Genomic DNA, 15,979 nt, shown 5'->3' with positions numbered 1-15,979 from the left:
GTCGGTCGACAGCTCACCGGCCGATCATCTTGCGCCAATAGAGCGAGTTCCCCCAGGCCCAGGGCCGGCCCGGTTGGAACAACACATATCCGCACCGAATGAAATTGTTCGCGGAGACGATGTTGCAGGTCGTGTCCGAAACGATGCAATCCAGGCCCGAGCGACGCGCGCGCAGTTCGATCGCACGCATCAGCCGCCGCTGCAGGCCGTAACCACAGCGCTCTTGGAGAACACCAACCCTCGAAAGATAGGCTATGCCTTTGCCGAGGGATGACGGCACCATTCCTGCAAAGGCGACGGGCCGTCCGAGCTCGGTCGATATCCACCATTGTCCGCTCTCGAAATCGGGCAGAGGCGCGCAATCGAGGAATGTGCGCGCATGGAGCTCCTTCAAGGTGTCGAGGACGTCAGGCTCGCAAGCGTCGACCTCCCTGATGCGGAAGCGGCGGCCTCGCCGTGAGATCCTGGCTGGCACGGCATCACCTTCCGAGCACGACTTTGATGCCGAGCCAGATCGCACCGATCAGACCGGTCGCGATGACCGTGATGACGGCCTTGAACGTATAGCTCTGAGCCTGCTCCACGCTCTTGCGCCAGCGCCGCAGGTGCTGGAAATCGGCTCTCATTTCGGTGATCGTCTTCGACATGGTCAAGTCCGGTATCATGGATGGTGAATGCGAGGTTGGTGATCGTCACGAGATCGCATCGGCGGCTGCGATCATCACCAGGCCGATCAGGGCGAGCGCGATGAGATAGGCGGTCATCTTCCTCTCTCTCCTGGGCGAAGGAAAAGTGCGGCAGATCGCAGCCGAACGCGCGATCGTTTCAGGCGCGAACCCTATCCCTCGGCTCAAGCAAGGGACCGCTGCGGGCGGAGCGACGGTCGCCACGCCCACGCGCCGGCCCGTTCGCGCGGGCCAGCGAGTAACCGGATGTTCGAAGTTGTCTTCGCGCCGGCGCGCGATGAATTGCCGGCGATCATGGTCGACAGCCGATGCCGGCCTGCGCTGCTCACGTCAAATGCCCGCGGACAACCCGGCATCATATTTTCGGAAAATTCGATAATAACACTATGCCGGTGATTTGCCCGACGTGTCAAATTTGATCGAAATGCAGCAGTCAGGCCTTGCGATTTCGATAACCGCCGCTCCAAATCCGGTCCGAGCGAACAAAAAGCCCGCTGCCGAGTTCGCGGCGCGGGCTCTATGATTTCTTCGACGATGGCAAAATGCGCCTGATTTGCCCGACGTGTCAAGCGCAGATAGTTGCGCCGGCCGGCAACGCAACTTCAGCCCGTCGGGCGCGGCCGGCGGAGGAGATCTTCCGATGTATGTCGTTGCGGTCGTGCTCGCCGGCTTGTCCGCCCTGTTCTATGTGGCGAGCCAGCACCAGCTCGGAGCGGTCGGCGCCGATGTCTGTCAATATGGCAGCCTGTTCTGCGACAAGCCGCACTACATGATGACGGGCGCGTTGCTGGCCGCCCTCTGGGGCAAGTTCGTGAGCATGCGCTGACACGAGCCGGCGCGAAGCTTCGATCAACCCGTCAGTTCTTGATCGCGTAGAGCGGCGTTCTCACCGTCAGCTGGTAGACCGGCTTCGGCGCCCAGGCGATCTGCGCGGTGATGCCGAACAGCCGGTTGTCGTCATCGTCCATGCGGTCGAGATCCAGCCTGACCAGCGGCTGCGTGTAGGGCGCGATCGGCGTGACAGCAAGCAGCTGCGCACCGCCGAACGACTGGAGGCCGACGCGCGCGGAGACCTTCCAGTTGTTCTCCCACTGATAGAAGCCGCCGACATAGCCCGCCGTCGTGCTGCCGACATGCGCTAGCACTGAGTCGACCTCGACATGGGTATATTGAACGCCGGCGAGCCAGCCTTTCATCTCATCCGGATCGAGCGCGTATTTGGCTTCGATGACGGTGTTGAACGAGGTCGTCGCCAACGGCGCGTCCGGCACCGACCGGGTCAGCGTCGACTGCAAGGTGAGCGTCGGAAGCGCGCCGCCGTTCTGCTGATAGACATCGGCCTGGAAGCCGAGGAACCAGCTCGTGACCGCCACGTCGGACCAGCCGGACAGGCCGTTGTACGACGTGCTGCCGGTGAAGCCCGCGTAGAGCGACAACGCGTCGCCGAGATCGACCGTGAGCGGGACGTCGACGCCAAGGCCCTGGTTGGTCGGAGCCGACAGTTGCGGCCGTCCTGGCAAGGCTGGACGGTCGAGCAGCTTGCGCAAGGTCGCGAGCTGCGACAGCGTCCCGAACAGGGAGGTGTCGCCAAGGCCCGTCGACAATGCTCCGCCGGGCACATAGGCGTAGTTCGTGCGGAAATCGATGTAGACGTTGGCAAGGCCCGGCGCCGGCGCGTCCGCCTCATCGTCCTTGGCAAGGGCGCCGCCGCTCGTCACCAGCGCCGCGCCCGAGACAAGAGCGAATATCCGCCGCTGCGCCCGACCGCCACGCAGCCGCCATTTCTCGTCTGCCATGAGACTTCCCCCGGTGACCGAAAATACGCCGGTCCGGCGCGATCCTTCAAGTGCGGATCGCGCGAGGCCCACCATGGTCAGGGGAAAGCTGCCGCGGTTCTCATGCCGACGACGCCGGCTTCGCGCCTGCGGCTCGCGCGGCCATGACCTGCCGCAGCACGCGCGACAGCTCGTCGACCGAGTAAGGCTTCTGGATCAGGCTGAATCCGTGGCGGTCGCCGTCGGCGAGGACATGGCTGTAGCCGCTGTTGAGCACGATCGGGATCATCGGCAGCCGCCGGCGGATTTCCTGGCCGAGCGTCACCCCGTCCATGCCGGGCATCACGACGTCGCTGAGCACGAGATCGAAGCTCTCGGGATCCTCGTCGATCATCCGCAGCGCATCCGTTCCGCTGCGCGCGAGCACCGTTCGGTAGCCGAGATCCTCGAGCAACTGCGTGGAGAACTCGCCGATTTCCGGATTGTCCTCGACGACCAGCACATTCCAGCGCGCGGCGAGCTGTTCGGGACCCTGCTCGCTCCGCTCGCGCGGTCCCAGCGGCTTGTGCGTCAGCGGGAGCAACAATGTCAGCTTCGTGCCCTTGCCGAGCTCACTGTCGACCAGCACCCGTCCGCCGGACTGATGAACGAAGCCGTAGACCTGAGACAGGCCGAGGCCGGTGCCGCGCCCAACGCCCTTGGTGGTGAAAAACGGCTCGAAGATCCGGTCGATCTGATCCGGAGGAATGCCGGATCCGGTGTCGCTGACGGCGATGGAGACGAACGACGACTGCCCGGACTGACCGTCCTCTCGGACGATCTCGCCGCGAATGGTCAGGACGCCCTGCCCCTCCATCGCATCACGCGCATTGGCGACGAGGTTCACGAGCGCCGTCTCGAACTGATTGATGTCGACGTCGACCGGAAGCGGCCGCAATGCGAGGTCGAGTTCGATCACGGCCGGCGCTCCGAGGACGGTCTGCAGCATCTCTTCGATCCGCTCGATATGCCCCGCGGCATCGAAGACGCGGCGCTCCATCGGCGTCCGCCGCGCGAAAGCGAGCAACTGTCCGGTGAGCTTGGCGGCGCGATCCGCCGTGTCCGAGATCGCATCCACGTAGCGCCGCATGCGCTCCGGGGACAGCTGGCGCCGGCGCAACAGGTCGGCCGACGACCGGATCACGGTCAGCAGATTGTTGAAGTCGTGCGCGACGCCGCCGGTGAGCTGGCCGATCGCCTCCATCTTCTGGGCCTGGCGGAATGCCTCCTCCGCCGTGCGCCGTTCGGTCAGCTCGACCGCCTCGGGCACGATGGCGGCCACCTGTCCGGTCTCGTCCCGCACCGGCCGCATCTGGAAGTCGAACCAGCGCGAGCCGCCGACCGGCAGTTCGAGCTGCAGCTCCTGGCGCGCCCCGTCGCCGCGAGCGACGGCGTCGACCAGGGATCTGATCACCTCGGGCATGCCGGGCGTACCCGCAAACCACGGCGTCTCCCAGAATGGCAGCCCTGCGACCTCGTGCAGCGGCGCAGCGATCGCTTCGAGCGAGGTCGCATTGGCGTCCAGAAGCGTCCCATCGGACGAGAGCAGCGCTTGGAACGTGTAGCTCGCCTCGAAGATCGTCCGCAGCCGCGCCTCCTTGGCCTGCAGCTCCGCGGTACGCTCGGAGACCTGCGTTTCCAGACGCTCGTTCAGCTCACGCAGCGCGATCTCGGCCTCGTGCCGCACCCGCGACAGATCGATATTGGCGCGCACCCGCGCCAGCAGCTCGCGCGCGCTGAACGGCTTGGTGAGATAGTCGCTCGCCCCGGCATCAAGCCCCTCGACCTTGGCCTCCTCTCCGGCGCGCGCCGACAGCATGACCACAGGAATGTCGCGAAGCTGCGCATCGCTACGCAGCGCTTTCAGCAGGCCGAAGCCGTCGAGCCCCGGCATCATGACGTCGGTCAGCACGAGATCGGGGCGGCGCTGTCGGACGGCCTCCAGGGCCGCCATGCCATCGCTGACCGCCTCCACGTCATAATCCTCGCCGAGCAGACGGCGGACGTAGTCGCGCATATCAGGATTGTCGTCCGCGAGCACCACGCGATCACGGGCCGATGCCGTCGCGGAGCGAACTCCCAGGTCGTCGGATGATGACGGGTGAGGAAGCTCGAACGGCACACCGCCGTTCAACCACCCGAGCGCCTCCTCGATGTAGGCTTCGGCACGGACGTTGGTAACGGCCAGGACACGGGAAGGTCCGATCTGGCCCGCTGGCAGATGCGCCGAGCCTAGCGGAATTCGCACGGTGAAAACCGAGCCGCGACCGAGCTCGCTGTCTACAGCGATCTCCCCTCCATGAAGCCTCACCAGCTCCTGCACGAGAGCGAGACCGATGCCGCTGCCCTCGAAGGATCGGCCGCGCGCGCCTTCGATGCGACGGAACCGTTCGAACAGGTGCGGCAGTTCACTGGGCGGGATGCCGGTGCCGGTGTCGCGAACCCTGAGCTCGGCATGATTGCCGTCAGTGGACAAGCCGATCGACACCGCGATTTCACCTTCGAAGGTGAACTTGAACGCATTCGACACCAGATTGAGAACGATCTTCTCCCACATGTCGCGGTCGACATACACCGGCTCGGACAGGGGCGTTGGGTCGATGGTGAGGCGCAGGCCGGCAGGATCCGTCGCCGAGCGGAAGTTGGACACGAGCTCGGCCGTGAAAACCGCAAGATCGATCGGCTCGAAGTGCGCGGTCATGCGGCCGGCCTCGATGCGCGAAAAGTCGAGCAGAGTGTTCACGAGCTTCAACAGGCGAATGCCGTTGCGGTGGATCAGGCTGAGGACGGATCGCGCGTCGGAGGTGAGTTGGGCCTCGTCGCGGCCGAGCAGGTCTTCCAGCGGGCTCAACATCAGCGTCAGCGGCGTGCGAAACTCGTGGCTGATGTTGGAAAAGAACGTCGTCTTGGCGCGGTCGATTTCGGCCAGCGCTTCCGCCCGACGGCGCTCTGCCTGATAGGCCCCGCCATTGCTGACGGCCGCTGCAATCTGCCCCGCGACGAGGTTCAGGAAGCGGGCATAGCTCTCGTCGTAGAGACGGAACGGATTGAGACCTGCGATGAGGAATCCGCCCCGTCCGGCTTCCCCCGACGCGGGCAGCGGAAGCACAACGGCGTGCTGTGGCGGCTGACGCCATCCGCCGGTCGGAAAACTGAGGCCGAACCGCCGCGGAAGGTCACGAACCAGCACCGCATCCTGCAGCTTCAGCGCTTCAGCCAGAGGCCACGTTCCCTCCGGCTGAATTCTCAGCCTCGGCTGAACGGCAGGATGATCGCGGTCGATGCCGGTCAGGGCCTCCAGTCGCGCCGCCTCGCCGTCCGGGTCGGTCATGTAGATCATTGCGAACGGCAGGTCGCGCGACTCCCGCGCCAAGGCGTCCGCGCAGCTTGCGCAGGCCTGATCGATGCTGCGGGCCCCGGCCCCGGCATTTGCCAGTTCGCGCAGCAACGAGAGCTGGCGCTCGCTGATCACGCGCTGAGTGTCATCGGTGTTCGCGCAGAAGATTCCTCCGGGTGATCCATCGTCGTCCGGAATGGGACTGTAGGAAAATGTGTAGTACGTCTCCTCGGGAAAGCCGTTGCGCTCCATGATCAGGAGTTGCGCCTCGACATAGGTGCCCTGATCACCGCCGCCGGCCTTGGCCAGCAACGGACCGATGTCCTCCCAGATCTCGTGCCAGACTGCAGAGATCGGTCGGCCGAGAGCCCACGGATGTTTGCCGCCGATGATGGTCTTGTAAGCATCGTTGTAGAGATAGATCAGCTCCCTGCCCCAACCGATCCAGATCGGCTGTTGGGATGTCAACATGATCCTGACGGCCGTCTTCAGGCTCTGCGGCCAACGCGCCGGCGGTCCGATCGAGGTGCTCTCCCAATCGAACCGCAACATCAGTCCGGCCAGCTCACTGCCTCCGGAAAAAAGCCTCTCGCGCTCGGCCATGCCGAGCTCCTGATCGTGCCCTGTTTGTCGCTGGTCCGGCACGCGCTCCCCCTGGTCGAAATCCGACGTGATCTGGAACGCTGGTAATCTCCTCCGGTTCCGGAGCCGGGAACAAAAAGGGGTCGTGCGACTTCGAGAGACATACACCGCCGGGGGAGCGCTGCCATGGCCACGACCATTGCATCTGAACCGAACAAGCCGAAACGGTCGCTCTGGAGCGTATTCCGGCTGTTGGGTCCAGGTCTCGTGACCGGTGCCGCCGACGACGATCCGTCGGGAATAGCGACGTACTCCCAGGCCGGCGCGCAGTTCGGCTACGGGCTGTTGTGGACGGTCTTTCTGACAGCGCCTTTCATGATCGCGATCCAGCTGGTGAGCGCGCGCATTGGCCGTGTCACCGGCAAAGGGCTGGCGGCCAACATCACCGCGCTTGCGCCACGCGGCATCGTCTTCGGCCTCGTCGCGCTCCTGGTCGGCGCCAACACCTTCAACATCGCAGCCGACATTGCGGCGATGGCGGAGTCGCTGTCGCTGGTGATCGGCGGTCTCAATCATGAGCACGCGCTGATCTTCGCCGCCGGCTCGACGCTGCTCCAAGTATTCCTGCCCTACCGCCGCTACGCACCCTTCATCAAGGTGCTGACCCTCAGCCTGTTCGCCTACGTCGCGACCGCCTTGATGGTCAAAGTGCCCTGGAGCACGGCGCTGCTCGCGGCGGTTTGGCCCAGCTTCTCGACGGAGGCCAACTATCTGCTGACGGTGGTGGCTGTGCTCGGCACCACCATCAGCCCCTACCTGTTCTTCTGGCAGGCCTCGCAGGAGGTCGAGGAGATGAACCAGGGCAAGGTCGACCGTCCCTTGCGCGAGCTGTCGAAGAAGGACCACCCCGACCTCCGACGGATCAGGATCGACACCACGATCGGCATGATCTTCTCGAACGCGATCGCGTTCTTCATCATCGTGACGACCGCCACGGTGCTGCACGCGCATGGCATCACCAGGATCGACTCGGCGACGCAGGCCGCCGAAGCCCTGCGCCCGCTCGCGGGCGACTTCACCTTCCTGTTGTTCGCGCTCGGCATCATCGGGACCGGTATGCTGGCGATCCCGGTGCTGGCGGGCTCGGCGGCATACGCCGTCGCCGAGATCTTCGGCTGGCACGCGACCCTGGAGGCCAAGCCAGACGAGGCGGTCGGCTTCTACAGCATCATCGCTGCCGCCACGATCATCGGCTTCGGGCTCGGCTTCACCGGCATCGACCCGATCCACATGCTGGTGTGGAGCGCCGTGCTCAACGGCATCGCCGCCGTGCCGATCATGGCGATGATGATGGTGATCGTGTCCAATGCCAGACTGATGGGCCGCTTCCGCGGACGGACCTGGCTGATCGCCCTGGGGTGGATGGGGACAGGTATCATGGCCATCGCCGTGCTGGCGCTGCTTTGGTCATTCGTCACGGGCCGCGCCTAGCGGCCATCGCATTTCCCTCTGCGTGGGCTGCAACGCAGTTGCACAACGTCATTGGTGCAATGCGGAACGTAAACTGTGTTAACAGTCCCGTTCCCGCCATCCCGCCGCGATTGATGCCGATCAACGTCGGGCGCGCTCCGGTATGGCGGTGCTCGAACAAAGGACCTCGGAGACTGCCTTGACCCAGCCGCAACGCATGAGCGCATCGACGCTACCCCCCTATTCTCCGCGCGGACTCGCGCTGCTGCGCGATCCGCTGCTCAACAAGGGCACCGGCTTTACCGAGCAGGAGCGCGATGCGCTCGGCCTGCGCGGCTTCCTGCCCGCCGGGGTCATGTCGATGCAGGCCCAGGCCGAGCGGATCCTGGTCAATCTTCGCAGCCTGTCCAGCGACCTCGAGAAGTACGTGGCACTGAACGCACTGCATGACCGCAACGAAGCGCTGTTCTTCCGGGTGGTCTGCGACAACATCGACGAGATCCAGCCGCTGATCTACACGCCGACCGTCGGCCTCGCCTGCCAGAAATTCGGCCTGATCTTCCAGCGTCCGCGCGGCCTGTTCATCTCGGCCAACGACCGCGGCCGGATCGCGGAGATCCTCGCCAACTGGCCGTATCGCGCCAAGCTCATCGTCGTCACCGACGGCGAGCGCATACTGGGCCTCGGCGATCTCGGCGCCAACGGCATGGGCATTCCGGTCGGCAAGCTGTCGCTGTACTCGGCCTGCGCCGGCATCCATCCGGAAGAGTGCCTGCCCGTCATGCTCGATGTCGGCACCAACAACGAAGAGCTTCTGGCCGACCCCTACTACATTGGGCTGCGCCAGAAGCGCCTTACGGGCGAAGCCTACGACACGTTCGTCGACGAGTTCATGACCGCGGCCCGCGCCGCCTTCCCGGGCGTGCTGATCCAGTTCGAGGACTTCGCCAACCACGCCGCATTCAAGCTGCTGCACAAATATCGCGACGACGCCTGCGTCTTCAACGACGACATCCAGGGCACGGCGGCGGTGGCGCTTGCCGGCCTGTTTTCGGCGCTGCGCATCACCGGCGGCAAGCTCCGCGACCAGACGGTGCTGTTCCTCGGGGCCGGCGAGGCGGCCACCGGCATCGCGGATCTCGTCGTCTCCGCCATGATGGCCGAGGGCCTGTCCGAAGCAGAGGCGCTGCGGCGCAACTGGCTGACGGACTCGCGCGGCCTCGTCATCAAGGGGCGAGAGAACCTGCACGGCCACAAGCTGCGCTATGCGCACGACCAGGCGCCGATCGCAGACTTCCTGACCGCGATCAGGACGCTGAAGCCGACCGCGATCATCGGCGTGGCGGCCGTCGGCGGCGCCTTCACGCCAGAAGTGCTGCAGGCCATGGCCGAACTGAACGAGCGACCCATCATCTTCGCGCTCTCCAACCCGACCTCGAAGGCGGAATGCTCCGCGGAGTCGGCCTATCGCTATACCCAGGGCCGCGCGCTGTTCGCCTGCGGCAGCCCCTACGATCCGGTCAAGCTCGACGGCAAGACCTTCGTGCCGCGCCAGGGCAACAACTCCTACATCTTTCCCGGCGTCGGCCTGGGTGCCATCGCCAGCGGCGCGCGGCTGGTGACCGACGAGATGTTCATGGCCGCCGCGCATACCCTGGCGAACTGCGTCACCGGCGCCGATCTTGAGCAGGGCAGCCTTTACCCGGCGCTGCCGCGCATCCGCGAGGTGTCTGCCCATATCGGCGCCGCGGTGGCCGGCGTTGCCTATCAGAACGGGCTCGCCACAGGGCCTGCGCCGAACGATCTGCTCGGCTTCGTCGAGTCGAAGATGTACGGCGCCCGCTACTGAGCCCGAGATCGCGGATGCCTCGGGCTCACCGAGGTCGAGTGAGGAGGCATCCGCTCTATTGATCCGGAACGATCGCATTGCTCGGCGTCGGCCGGTCCGTGATCTGCTGACCGAACAGGCTGGCGACCAGTTCGACGGCGACGCGCGCGGTCTTGCCGCGCTCGTCGAGGAACGGGTTGAGCTCGACGATGTCGACCGAACGGACCAGGCCGGAATCGTGCAGCATCTCCATGATGAGATGCGCCTCGCGATAGGTCGCGCCGCCCGGTACGGTCGTGCCGACGCCGGGGGCGACCTCGGGATCGAGGAAGTCGACATCGAAGCTCACATGCAGGACGCCGTTCCGCGCACGAACCTTGTCGAGGATCCGGCGCATCAGCACGCCGACGCCGAATTCGTCGATGGCGCGCATGTCGGCGATGCTGATACGCCGGAGACGCAGCAGTTCCTTTTCCGCTCTGTCGATCGAGCGGATGCCGAACAGCTCCAACTGATCTGGGGTGATGGACGTGCGTGCCTCGTCGCCGAGCAGACCATCGAGACCCGGCTCGCCGCACAAGAACGCGGCGGACATGCCGTGCATGTTCGCCGTGATGGTGGTTTCAGGCGTGTTGTAGTCGGCATGTGCGTCGAGCCAGAGCACGAACAGCTCCCGCCCGATCTCGCGGCAATGGCGCGCGATCCCGTTCACAGACCCCATCGACAGCGAATGGTCGCCGCCGAGGAACACCGGGATGGCGCCGGTCTGCGCCAGCTCTTGACTGCGACGCGCCAGCACCCGCGACCAGCGCTGGATCTGGCGATAGTGCTTGGCCTTCATCGGGGGCTCGTCAACCTGCTCCGTGATGTCGGCGATGCCGACATCGCCGTAGTCGGTGACGTCGAGCCCGAGGCTTTCCAGCACGGTGACGAGACCTGCGGTGCGCAGCGCAGCAGGCCCCATCAGCGTACCGCGGACCGACGCGCCGAGATCGATCGGCGCACCAAGGACGGCGATGCGATGTGGCGCTGTAAGGTCTGGAGAAGCCAAGACGGAATCCTTTCATCGACGGCCGGTCGCCCAGCGTAGCGCGATTTTGCACCGCATGCTTCGCCAGCGACGTCTCGGTCCATGGGAACCAATCGCATCAGCCGGCATTTTCAGGAGCATTACATTCGCCCTCGGCCGAATCGCGTCGGCACGGGGGTGCCAATCCGACGAGCCGCGGCAAGAAGGCAACGACAGTGAACAGCGAAACGTTCGAAACACCTCCACAGCCGGGCGTTGCCGAACGCGCGCTCGACACCGCGACGGACATGTCACACACACTCGGCGAGGTGGTGGGCACGCTGGGAGCGGCCGTCGACCGACTGAGCGAAGCGGCAAGGGCCGCGCGGCGGCCGGGGACCGCCCTGTCGACCATCAGCGCGATCACCCGCGAGGCGCCGCTCGCGAGCCTGTTCGTCGCCTTCCTGCTCGGGGTCACCGTCGCACGCCGGCGTTGAGGAGCGGTGGTCAGAACAGCCGCGGCCCGCGCCGGTCGAGCTGTGATTCCCATGTCAGCAGCGTGGCCGCGATGGTCATGATCGCGATCCCGGCGACACTGATCAGCAGCTGCATCGCCAACCCGCTCGCCACGTCGGTCAGAATGACCTGGCCGAGGAAGGCCAGCAGCACACCCTGGCAATAGATCGGGAGCGAGTTCTCGCCGCACCTGATCATGGCCGTCATCAGCGGACGAATCGGCCCCTTCCAGTCCCGCGGCGCCAGCCGCGACACCACGAAGGCAAGCGCCAGGAAGTGCAAGAGCCGCACCGGCGCCAGGTGGCTCTTGTAGATCGGATAGATCAGGCCGTTGATGGCCGACGGGATCAGGTTCTCGAGACTCTTGAACTCCCAGCTGAGCGCCATCAACAGGCTGAACGCGAGATAGGTGATCGCCACGATCAACAGCGCTCGCGAGTCGAGGAGCGGACGCAGGCGCGTGGTGCCGGCACAGCCGTACCAGGCGCCGATCACGAACAGGAACTGCCAGGCGAACGGATTGAAATAAAGTTCGCCGCTCGGCCACGCCGGCACCTGCCAGCTGAACAGCTGAACCATCATGTAGAGCAGGAATGAAAGCACCAGCGTCAACGTCGCGCTGGTGATCATCAGCCACAGGATGACGGGAAAGCAGATGTGCAGGATTGCGAACGTCAGCAGGATGTCGGTGTTGACGGGCGCGAATTGCAGCAGCGCCACATGCACCAGCGTGGGCCCGGGCTCGCGAAAGAAGAAGCCGGTGTTGGTCTCGTCGACGAAGCGCGTGCCGCCGCCGATCACCCAGACCAGCGCCGCATAGGCGAGCAGCAGCACCAGGAACGCCGCATAGATCTCCCAGGCGCGCCGCAGCGCCCGCACCACCGTGGTCGCCCAGCCCTGCTTCGGCAGCGCTCCGCCATAGGCGAGCATGCAGGTGTAGCCGGAGACGAAGACGAACACCTCGGAGGTGTCGCTGAAGCCGTAGTTGCGCAGCGTCAGCCACGCCAGCGAATTGTCCGGAACATGATCGATGAAGATGAACCAAAGGGCGAGCCCCCGGAACGCGTCGACCCGGAGGTCACGACCTCCGTTGCCGTTACCGGCTGCCACGCTATCTGTCTTCGCCAGTTCTTGATCATCGGCAAGCAAGATGGACCTCGTCTCGGGATGGCGGACTAACATCGACTCCGGCATGTCGTGCCTTGATATCTCCTGCCGGCCATCGATCGGAACTCGAATCCGCCACACGCGTCGTCCGCCCTTCTGGCAGATTTCGGGCCCTTGAACGCAGCCCCCGTCTGCGTCTTCAGGCTGCCCCGCGATTTCCGCCGATTGTGCACGGCCGATATCCGCACCGGAAAAGTGTGCACGGAAGCCGGGCACCTGCGGAACATTGTCGGCATGGTGGTGTTAACCCTCTAACCACCGCGGAGCTGGCAATTGTTCCAGTCCCGTATTTGCCCGGATTGATTGTAGATTGGTTAGACATTGACTTTGAGTGGAAGTGTTGACAGGGGGGGTTCCGTGATCCACCGAGGTGTTCAATATACCGTCGTGGCGACTGCTGAACCGGACATTTGGGAATGGCGGTACGAGTTTGGCGATCAGATCAAGACCGGACGCACCCAGACCAGACTCGCTGCGCTCGCAGCGCGGCGCGTGAAGTCGAAGATCGATGCGGCCCTCCGTGCGGCCCAGACGGGTTCCGTGTCCACGGTAAACGTTGCCGAACGGATCGGCAGGGCGAAGGCCGCATCGCATAGCCTGACCTGACATTCTGTCCTCCGGCAGTCCGGCACGCGCCGGTCGCCTCATCGTCTGTTGAGACAGATCAAGGCATCGATGCCGGCATTTGTCATGTTTAGATGATGGAAACTCTCGTTTTTCGCTGCTCCCAGACGGGATCGAACGTTCAGATCGACTTGGCCGCACCGGTTCTTGCCGACCAGTTCGATGCCTATGAGGCGGCCGCATGCCCAGCATGTGGCGGTACGCATCTCGTCAACAGGCTGAGCGGAAAGATGCTGAGCGACAGGGAGGGCTCGACATGTCCTACGTTGCGGAAGAGTTGACGATCACCGCCTCGACCGACGTGTCTCGCCCGGCCGATATGTCTTGGCTGCGCCGCGCGACCGCGCTCCTGAAGGCAATCGTCAGCCGGATCGACCTGTCCCACTTTCCCAAATCATGCTGTAATTGACGTCGAGATTCATCGACGTGCCGCGCGTGCCTGCGAGACGGAGCCGCCAAGATCGCTCCTCTCCGGGGCGAAACATTCCTTCGTGAGCCACCCGCCGTCACTCCGGCGAGGTATGCCACCACCCAACAGACAAAGATCAGGAGTTCCTTGATGCACGCCTCGGTGATGAGAGTTATGGCGATCGCGATCGCGGCTGCGGCATCGACACCGGCCTGGGCCGCCGATCCGGATCACGGCGGAGATCTGGCCCGTCGCTGGTGCGCCTCGTGCCACCTCATCGAGGGGACGCAGAAGCAGGCCAGCGCGGACGTTCCCTCCTTCGCCCAGATTGCTCAGAGAACGGATTTCACGCCGGAGAAGGTCGCGTTTTTCCTGCTCGACCCGCATCCGAAGATGCCAAGCTTCCCGCTCAACCGGCTGGAGGCAGCCGACATCGCCGCCTATATCGGCAGCCTGCGAAAATAGGGCTGGGCTCTTTCGCCCGTCTCGTCCGCTCGCATCCATTCGGCGGCAGCACTGCCGCCGAGTTCCGTCCATGCAGACCGTCGCTCCTGCGACGGCGAGGCTCGCGCTTCAGCTCTTGGGCTCGGTCGCCTTGCTCGCGGCCGACATGATGCTCGCCGTGATCGTCTTCATGTGTTCACCGGCGTTGGTGAACTGGCTGCGCAGGAACTCGGACTGGATCCGCATCGCCTCCTCGAGCTCGGTGGCGTGAACGAGCTTTCGAGCGTGCTCGAAGGCCGTCTTGATGTTCTGCTCGGTAAGAGTGAGCGCCTGCTTGGACATGTCGGCGGCAGGCCCGGGAACTGTGCCGATCGACTTGCCGGCTGCGTCGAAGAACATCTCGAATGCTTTTTCAGCCTGCGAGATGGTCTTTTCGGCCAGGTCCCGCAGTTCAGCGGGCACTTCCAGTTTGGTTTGGGTCATCGTTGCTTCCTCCACGACAGATCCAACTACCACATCCGACTCCCTGCGTCGCCGTACAAATGGATGCGGAGGAAAGCCGCCAGCGGCTGTCAGAATGCGGCTATACGTTGACGCGCAATCTGCAAAGCGTATTCGATCGAAGCGAGGTGACGATCATAGATCCGTCGCGCGCGCTCGTCCGCAACAGGCCCGAGAGCTCTCGCGCATGCTGCAGGGCAAGATCGAGGAGGAGGACAGTTTTTCTCGCATCCTCCCTGACGCTGAATGCACCGACTCGCACGGTGTCCATGAGGCCAGCACCGGCCACCACAACCACCGCCTTCTGCTCAGCGCTCGCAAAGGCGGCCTCAGGAGAGAGTGTCCTCGTGCGAAAGGGAACGATGTTGGTCATTGGCCTTTCCCCTCGGCGGAGGCGGATCTGCATCAAATTTTCAGCATTATACACGTGGCCTTTTACGGAAGGCTTTGAGCGCTCGCATAAGGCATGGCCGCACCGGCCTCAAAGCGAGCGGCGGGATTGACCCGAAAGCAAAGGAAAGGACGCCGAGTCCGGCGAGTCTTGTCAGCCCCGGTTGCGGCAAGCGCCGCTCAGCCCGAGAAGCGGCGCCGATACTCCGACGGCGACACACCGAGATGCCGCAGGAACGCCCGCCGCATGCGCTCGTCGTCGCCAAAGCCCGCCCGTTTGGCGATTTCGACCACGTTTTCGATCTGGCGGCTTTCGAGTAGGAGGCGCGCCGTCTCGACCCTGAGCGCCTCGACTCCCTGTGCCGGGGTCATGCCGGTGCGGCTGACATAGGTGCGCGCAAAGGTGCGCGGCGTCATGCCGGCTCGCGCGGCCAGCGCCTCGACCCGCAAGTCGCTGGCGATGTTCTCGATGATCCAGGCATGCAGCGCACTGAACCGACCCTCGACGTCGGACGCCTGCGCCGCCAGGACGGTCGAAAACTGACTCTGGCCACCAGGACGTTTCAGAAAGACGACGAGCCGGCGCGCCACGTCGAGCGCGATCGTATGGCCGAAATCCTCCTCGATCATCGCCAGCGCGAGATCGATGCCGGCGCTCACGCCTGCGGATGACCAGACCCGGCCATCCTGCACAAAGATCGCGTCGGGCTCGACCTTCACGTTCGGAAAACTGTCCTGCAGACGGGGGCAGTAGCGCCAATGTGTCGCGGCCCGCCTGCCCTCCAGCGCGCCGACCCAGGCCAGCGCAAAGGCGCCCAGGCAGACGGATGCGATGCGCCGGGCACCGGGGAGCACCTGGCCGATCCACTGCATCACCATCTCGTCCTGCCGCAGCTTCCAGATGCCGGGCCCCCCCGGGATCAGCAGCGTATCGACCTCCTCAGGCTTCAGGGACGAGAGTGGCGCAGTGTCGATCATCAGGCCGACATCGGTCGGCACCAGTCCGCCCTCCTTGGACACGTAGCTCAGCGCATAGCCCGGCCCTGGCAGCTCGATCTCGCTGAGTTCGGCGAACACCTGCGCCGGGCCGGAAACGTCGAGCAACGTCACTCCGGGAAAGGCAAAGATGGCGAGCCGCCTTTCGGCACTATCTCGACGCACCGCAGCACGCCGGGGAGAGTTGGCAGAATTCGAGGGCATAT

General features: G+C 64.6%; 15 protein-coding genes. 6 read left to right on the top strand and 9 right to left on the bottom strand.

Going from position 1 to position 15,979, the window contains the following annotated elements; all coding sequences use genetic code 11:
- Nucleotides 1–13: 13 nt before the first annotated feature.
- Together QX048_RS31465 and QX048_RS31460 are read right to left on the bottom strand one after the other, a co-directional pair.
- Nucleotides 14–475, bottom strand: coding sequence for a GNAT family N-acetyltransferase (locus QX048_RS31465; protein WP_315712959.1), 462 nt, complete (start codon nt 473–475; stop codon nt 14–16).
- A 4-nt stretch (nt 476–479) separates the two neighbouring features.
- Nucleotides 480–647, bottom strand: coding sequence for a hypothetical protein (locus tag QX048_RS31460; RefSeq protein ID WP_315713663.1), 168 nt, complete (start codon nt 645–647; stop codon nt 480–482).
- Between the two features lie 679 nt (nt 648–1,326).
- Here QX048_RS31460 and QX048_RS31455 point away from each other — a divergent pair.
- The gene (locus tag QX048_RS31455; protein WP_315753501.1) at nt 1,327–1,512 is read left to right on the top strand and encodes a hypothetical protein; all 186 of its coding nucleotides are present in this window, start codon (nt 1,327–1,329) and stop codon (nt 1,510–1,512) included.
- 31 nt (nt 1,513–1,543) lie between these two features.
- Here the strand turns inward: QX048_RS31455 and QX048_RS31450 are convergent, their stop codons facing one another.
- Both QX048_RS31450 and QX048_RS31445 read right to left on the bottom strand, forming a co-directional pair.
- Nucleotides 1,544–2,482 carry a hypothetical protein gene (locus QX048_RS31450; protein ID WP_315753499.1) on the bottom strand — a complete coding sequence of 313 codons (939 nt, stop codon included), beginning with the start codon at nt 2,480–2,482 and terminating at the stop codon, nt 1,544–1,546.
- Nucleotides 2,483–2,582: 100 nt separating this feature from the next.
- A complete protein-coding gene (locus QX048_RS31445) occupies nt 2,583–6,440 on the bottom strand; it encodes an ATP-binding protein (RefSeq protein ID WP_315825133.1) in 3,858 nt (1,285 codons plus the stop codon).
- A gap of 165 nt (nt 6,441–6,605) precedes the next feature.
- Between QX048_RS31445 and QX048_RS31440 the strand changes: the two genes are divergently transcribed.
- Nucleotides 6,606–7,910 carry a divalent metal cation transporter gene (locus QX048_RS31440; protein WP_315753495.1) on the top strand — a complete coding sequence of 435 codons (1,305 nt, stop codon included), beginning with the start codon at nt 6,606–6,608 and terminating at the stop codon, nt 7,908–7,910.
- 196 nt (nt 7,911–8,106) lie between these two features.
- On the top strand, nt 8,107–9,738 hold the full coding sequence (locus QX048_RS31435) for an NAD-dependent malic enzyme (RefSeq protein WP_315825460.1): 1,632 nt from the start codon (nt 8,107–8,109) through the stop codon (nt 9,736–9,738).
- A 55-nt stretch (nt 9,739–9,793) separates the two neighbouring features.
- Here the strand turns inward: QX048_RS31435 and rocF are convergent, their stop codons facing one another.
- The gene (gene rocF, locus QX048_RS31430; protein WP_315825134.1) at nt 9,794–10,768 is read right to left on the bottom strand and encodes an arginase; all 975 of its coding nucleotides are present in this window, start codon (nt 10,766–10,768) and stop codon (nt 9,794–9,796) included.
- Between the two features lie 194 nt (nt 10,769–10,962).
- Here rocF and QX048_RS31425 point away from each other — a divergent pair, with 194 nt between their 5' ends.
- Nucleotides 10,963–11,223 (top strand): hypothetical protein, encoded by a 261-nt coding sequence (locus QX048_RS31425; protein WP_315712969.1) that lies wholly within the window; start codon nt 10,963–10,965, stop codon nt 11,221–11,223.
- A gap of 10 nt (nt 11,224–11,233) precedes the next feature.
- Here the strand turns inward: QX048_RS31425 and QX048_RS31420 are convergent, their stop codons facing one another.
- Nucleotides 11,234–12,424, bottom strand: coding sequence for an OpgC domain-containing protein (locus QX048_RS31420; RefSeq protein WP_409998681.1), 1,191 nt, complete (start codon nt 12,422–12,424; stop codon nt 11,234–11,236).
- An 865-nt stretch (nt 12,425–13,289) separates the two neighbouring features.
- Here QX048_RS31420 and QX048_RS31415 point away from each other — a divergent pair.
- Together QX048_RS31415 and QX048_RS31410 are read left to right on the top strand one after the other, a co-directional pair.
- The gene (locus QX048_RS31415; RefSeq protein ID WP_315712972.1) at nt 13,290–13,442 is read left to right on the top strand and encodes a hypothetical protein; all 153 of its coding nucleotides are present in this window, start codon (nt 13,290–13,292) and stop codon (nt 13,440–13,442) included.
- Between the two features lie 150 nt (nt 13,443–13,592).
- A complete protein-coding gene (locus tag QX048_RS31410; protein WP_315712974.1) occupies nt 13,593–13,907 on the top strand; it encodes a c-type cytochrome in 315 nt (104 codons plus the stop codon).
- Between the two features lie 108 nt (nt 13,908–14,015).
- Here QX048_RS31410 and QX048_RS31405 read toward each other — a convergent pair whose 3' ends face one another.
- The 3 genes from QX048_RS31405 to QX048_RS31395 all read right to left on the bottom strand — a co-directional run bounded on the left by QX048_RS31405 (nt 14,016) and on the right by QX048_RS31395 (nt 15,977).
- Complete coding sequence (locus tag QX048_RS31405; protein WP_315713636.1) at nt 14,016–14,369, bottom strand: phasin; 354 nt, start codon at nt 14,367–14,369, stop codon at nt 14,016–14,018.
- A gap of 100 nt (nt 14,370–14,469) precedes the next feature.
- The gene (locus tag QX048_RS31400; RefSeq protein ID WP_315712976.1) at nt 14,470–14,760 is read right to left on the bottom strand and encodes a hypothetical protein; all 291 of its coding nucleotides are present in this window, start codon (nt 14,758–14,760) and stop codon (nt 14,470–14,472) included.
- 197 nt (nt 14,761–14,957) lie between these two features.
- Nucleotides 14,958–15,977: a GlxA family transcriptional regulator gene (locus tag QX048_RS31395; RefSeq protein WP_315753489.1), complete on the bottom strand. Its 1,020-nt coding sequence runs from the start codon at nt 15,975–15,977 to the stop codon at nt 14,958–14,960.
- Nucleotides 15,978–15,979 lie beyond the last annotated feature (2 nt).

The organism is Bradyrhizobium sp. SZCCHNS30572, assembly GCF_032484415.1.
In the GTDB taxonomy this organism is placed as follows: domain Bacteria; phylum Pseudomonadota; class Alphaproteobacteria; order Rhizobiales; family Xanthobacteraceae; genus Bradyrhizobium.
This window is presented reverse-complemented; position numbering and strand designations above follow the sequence as displayed.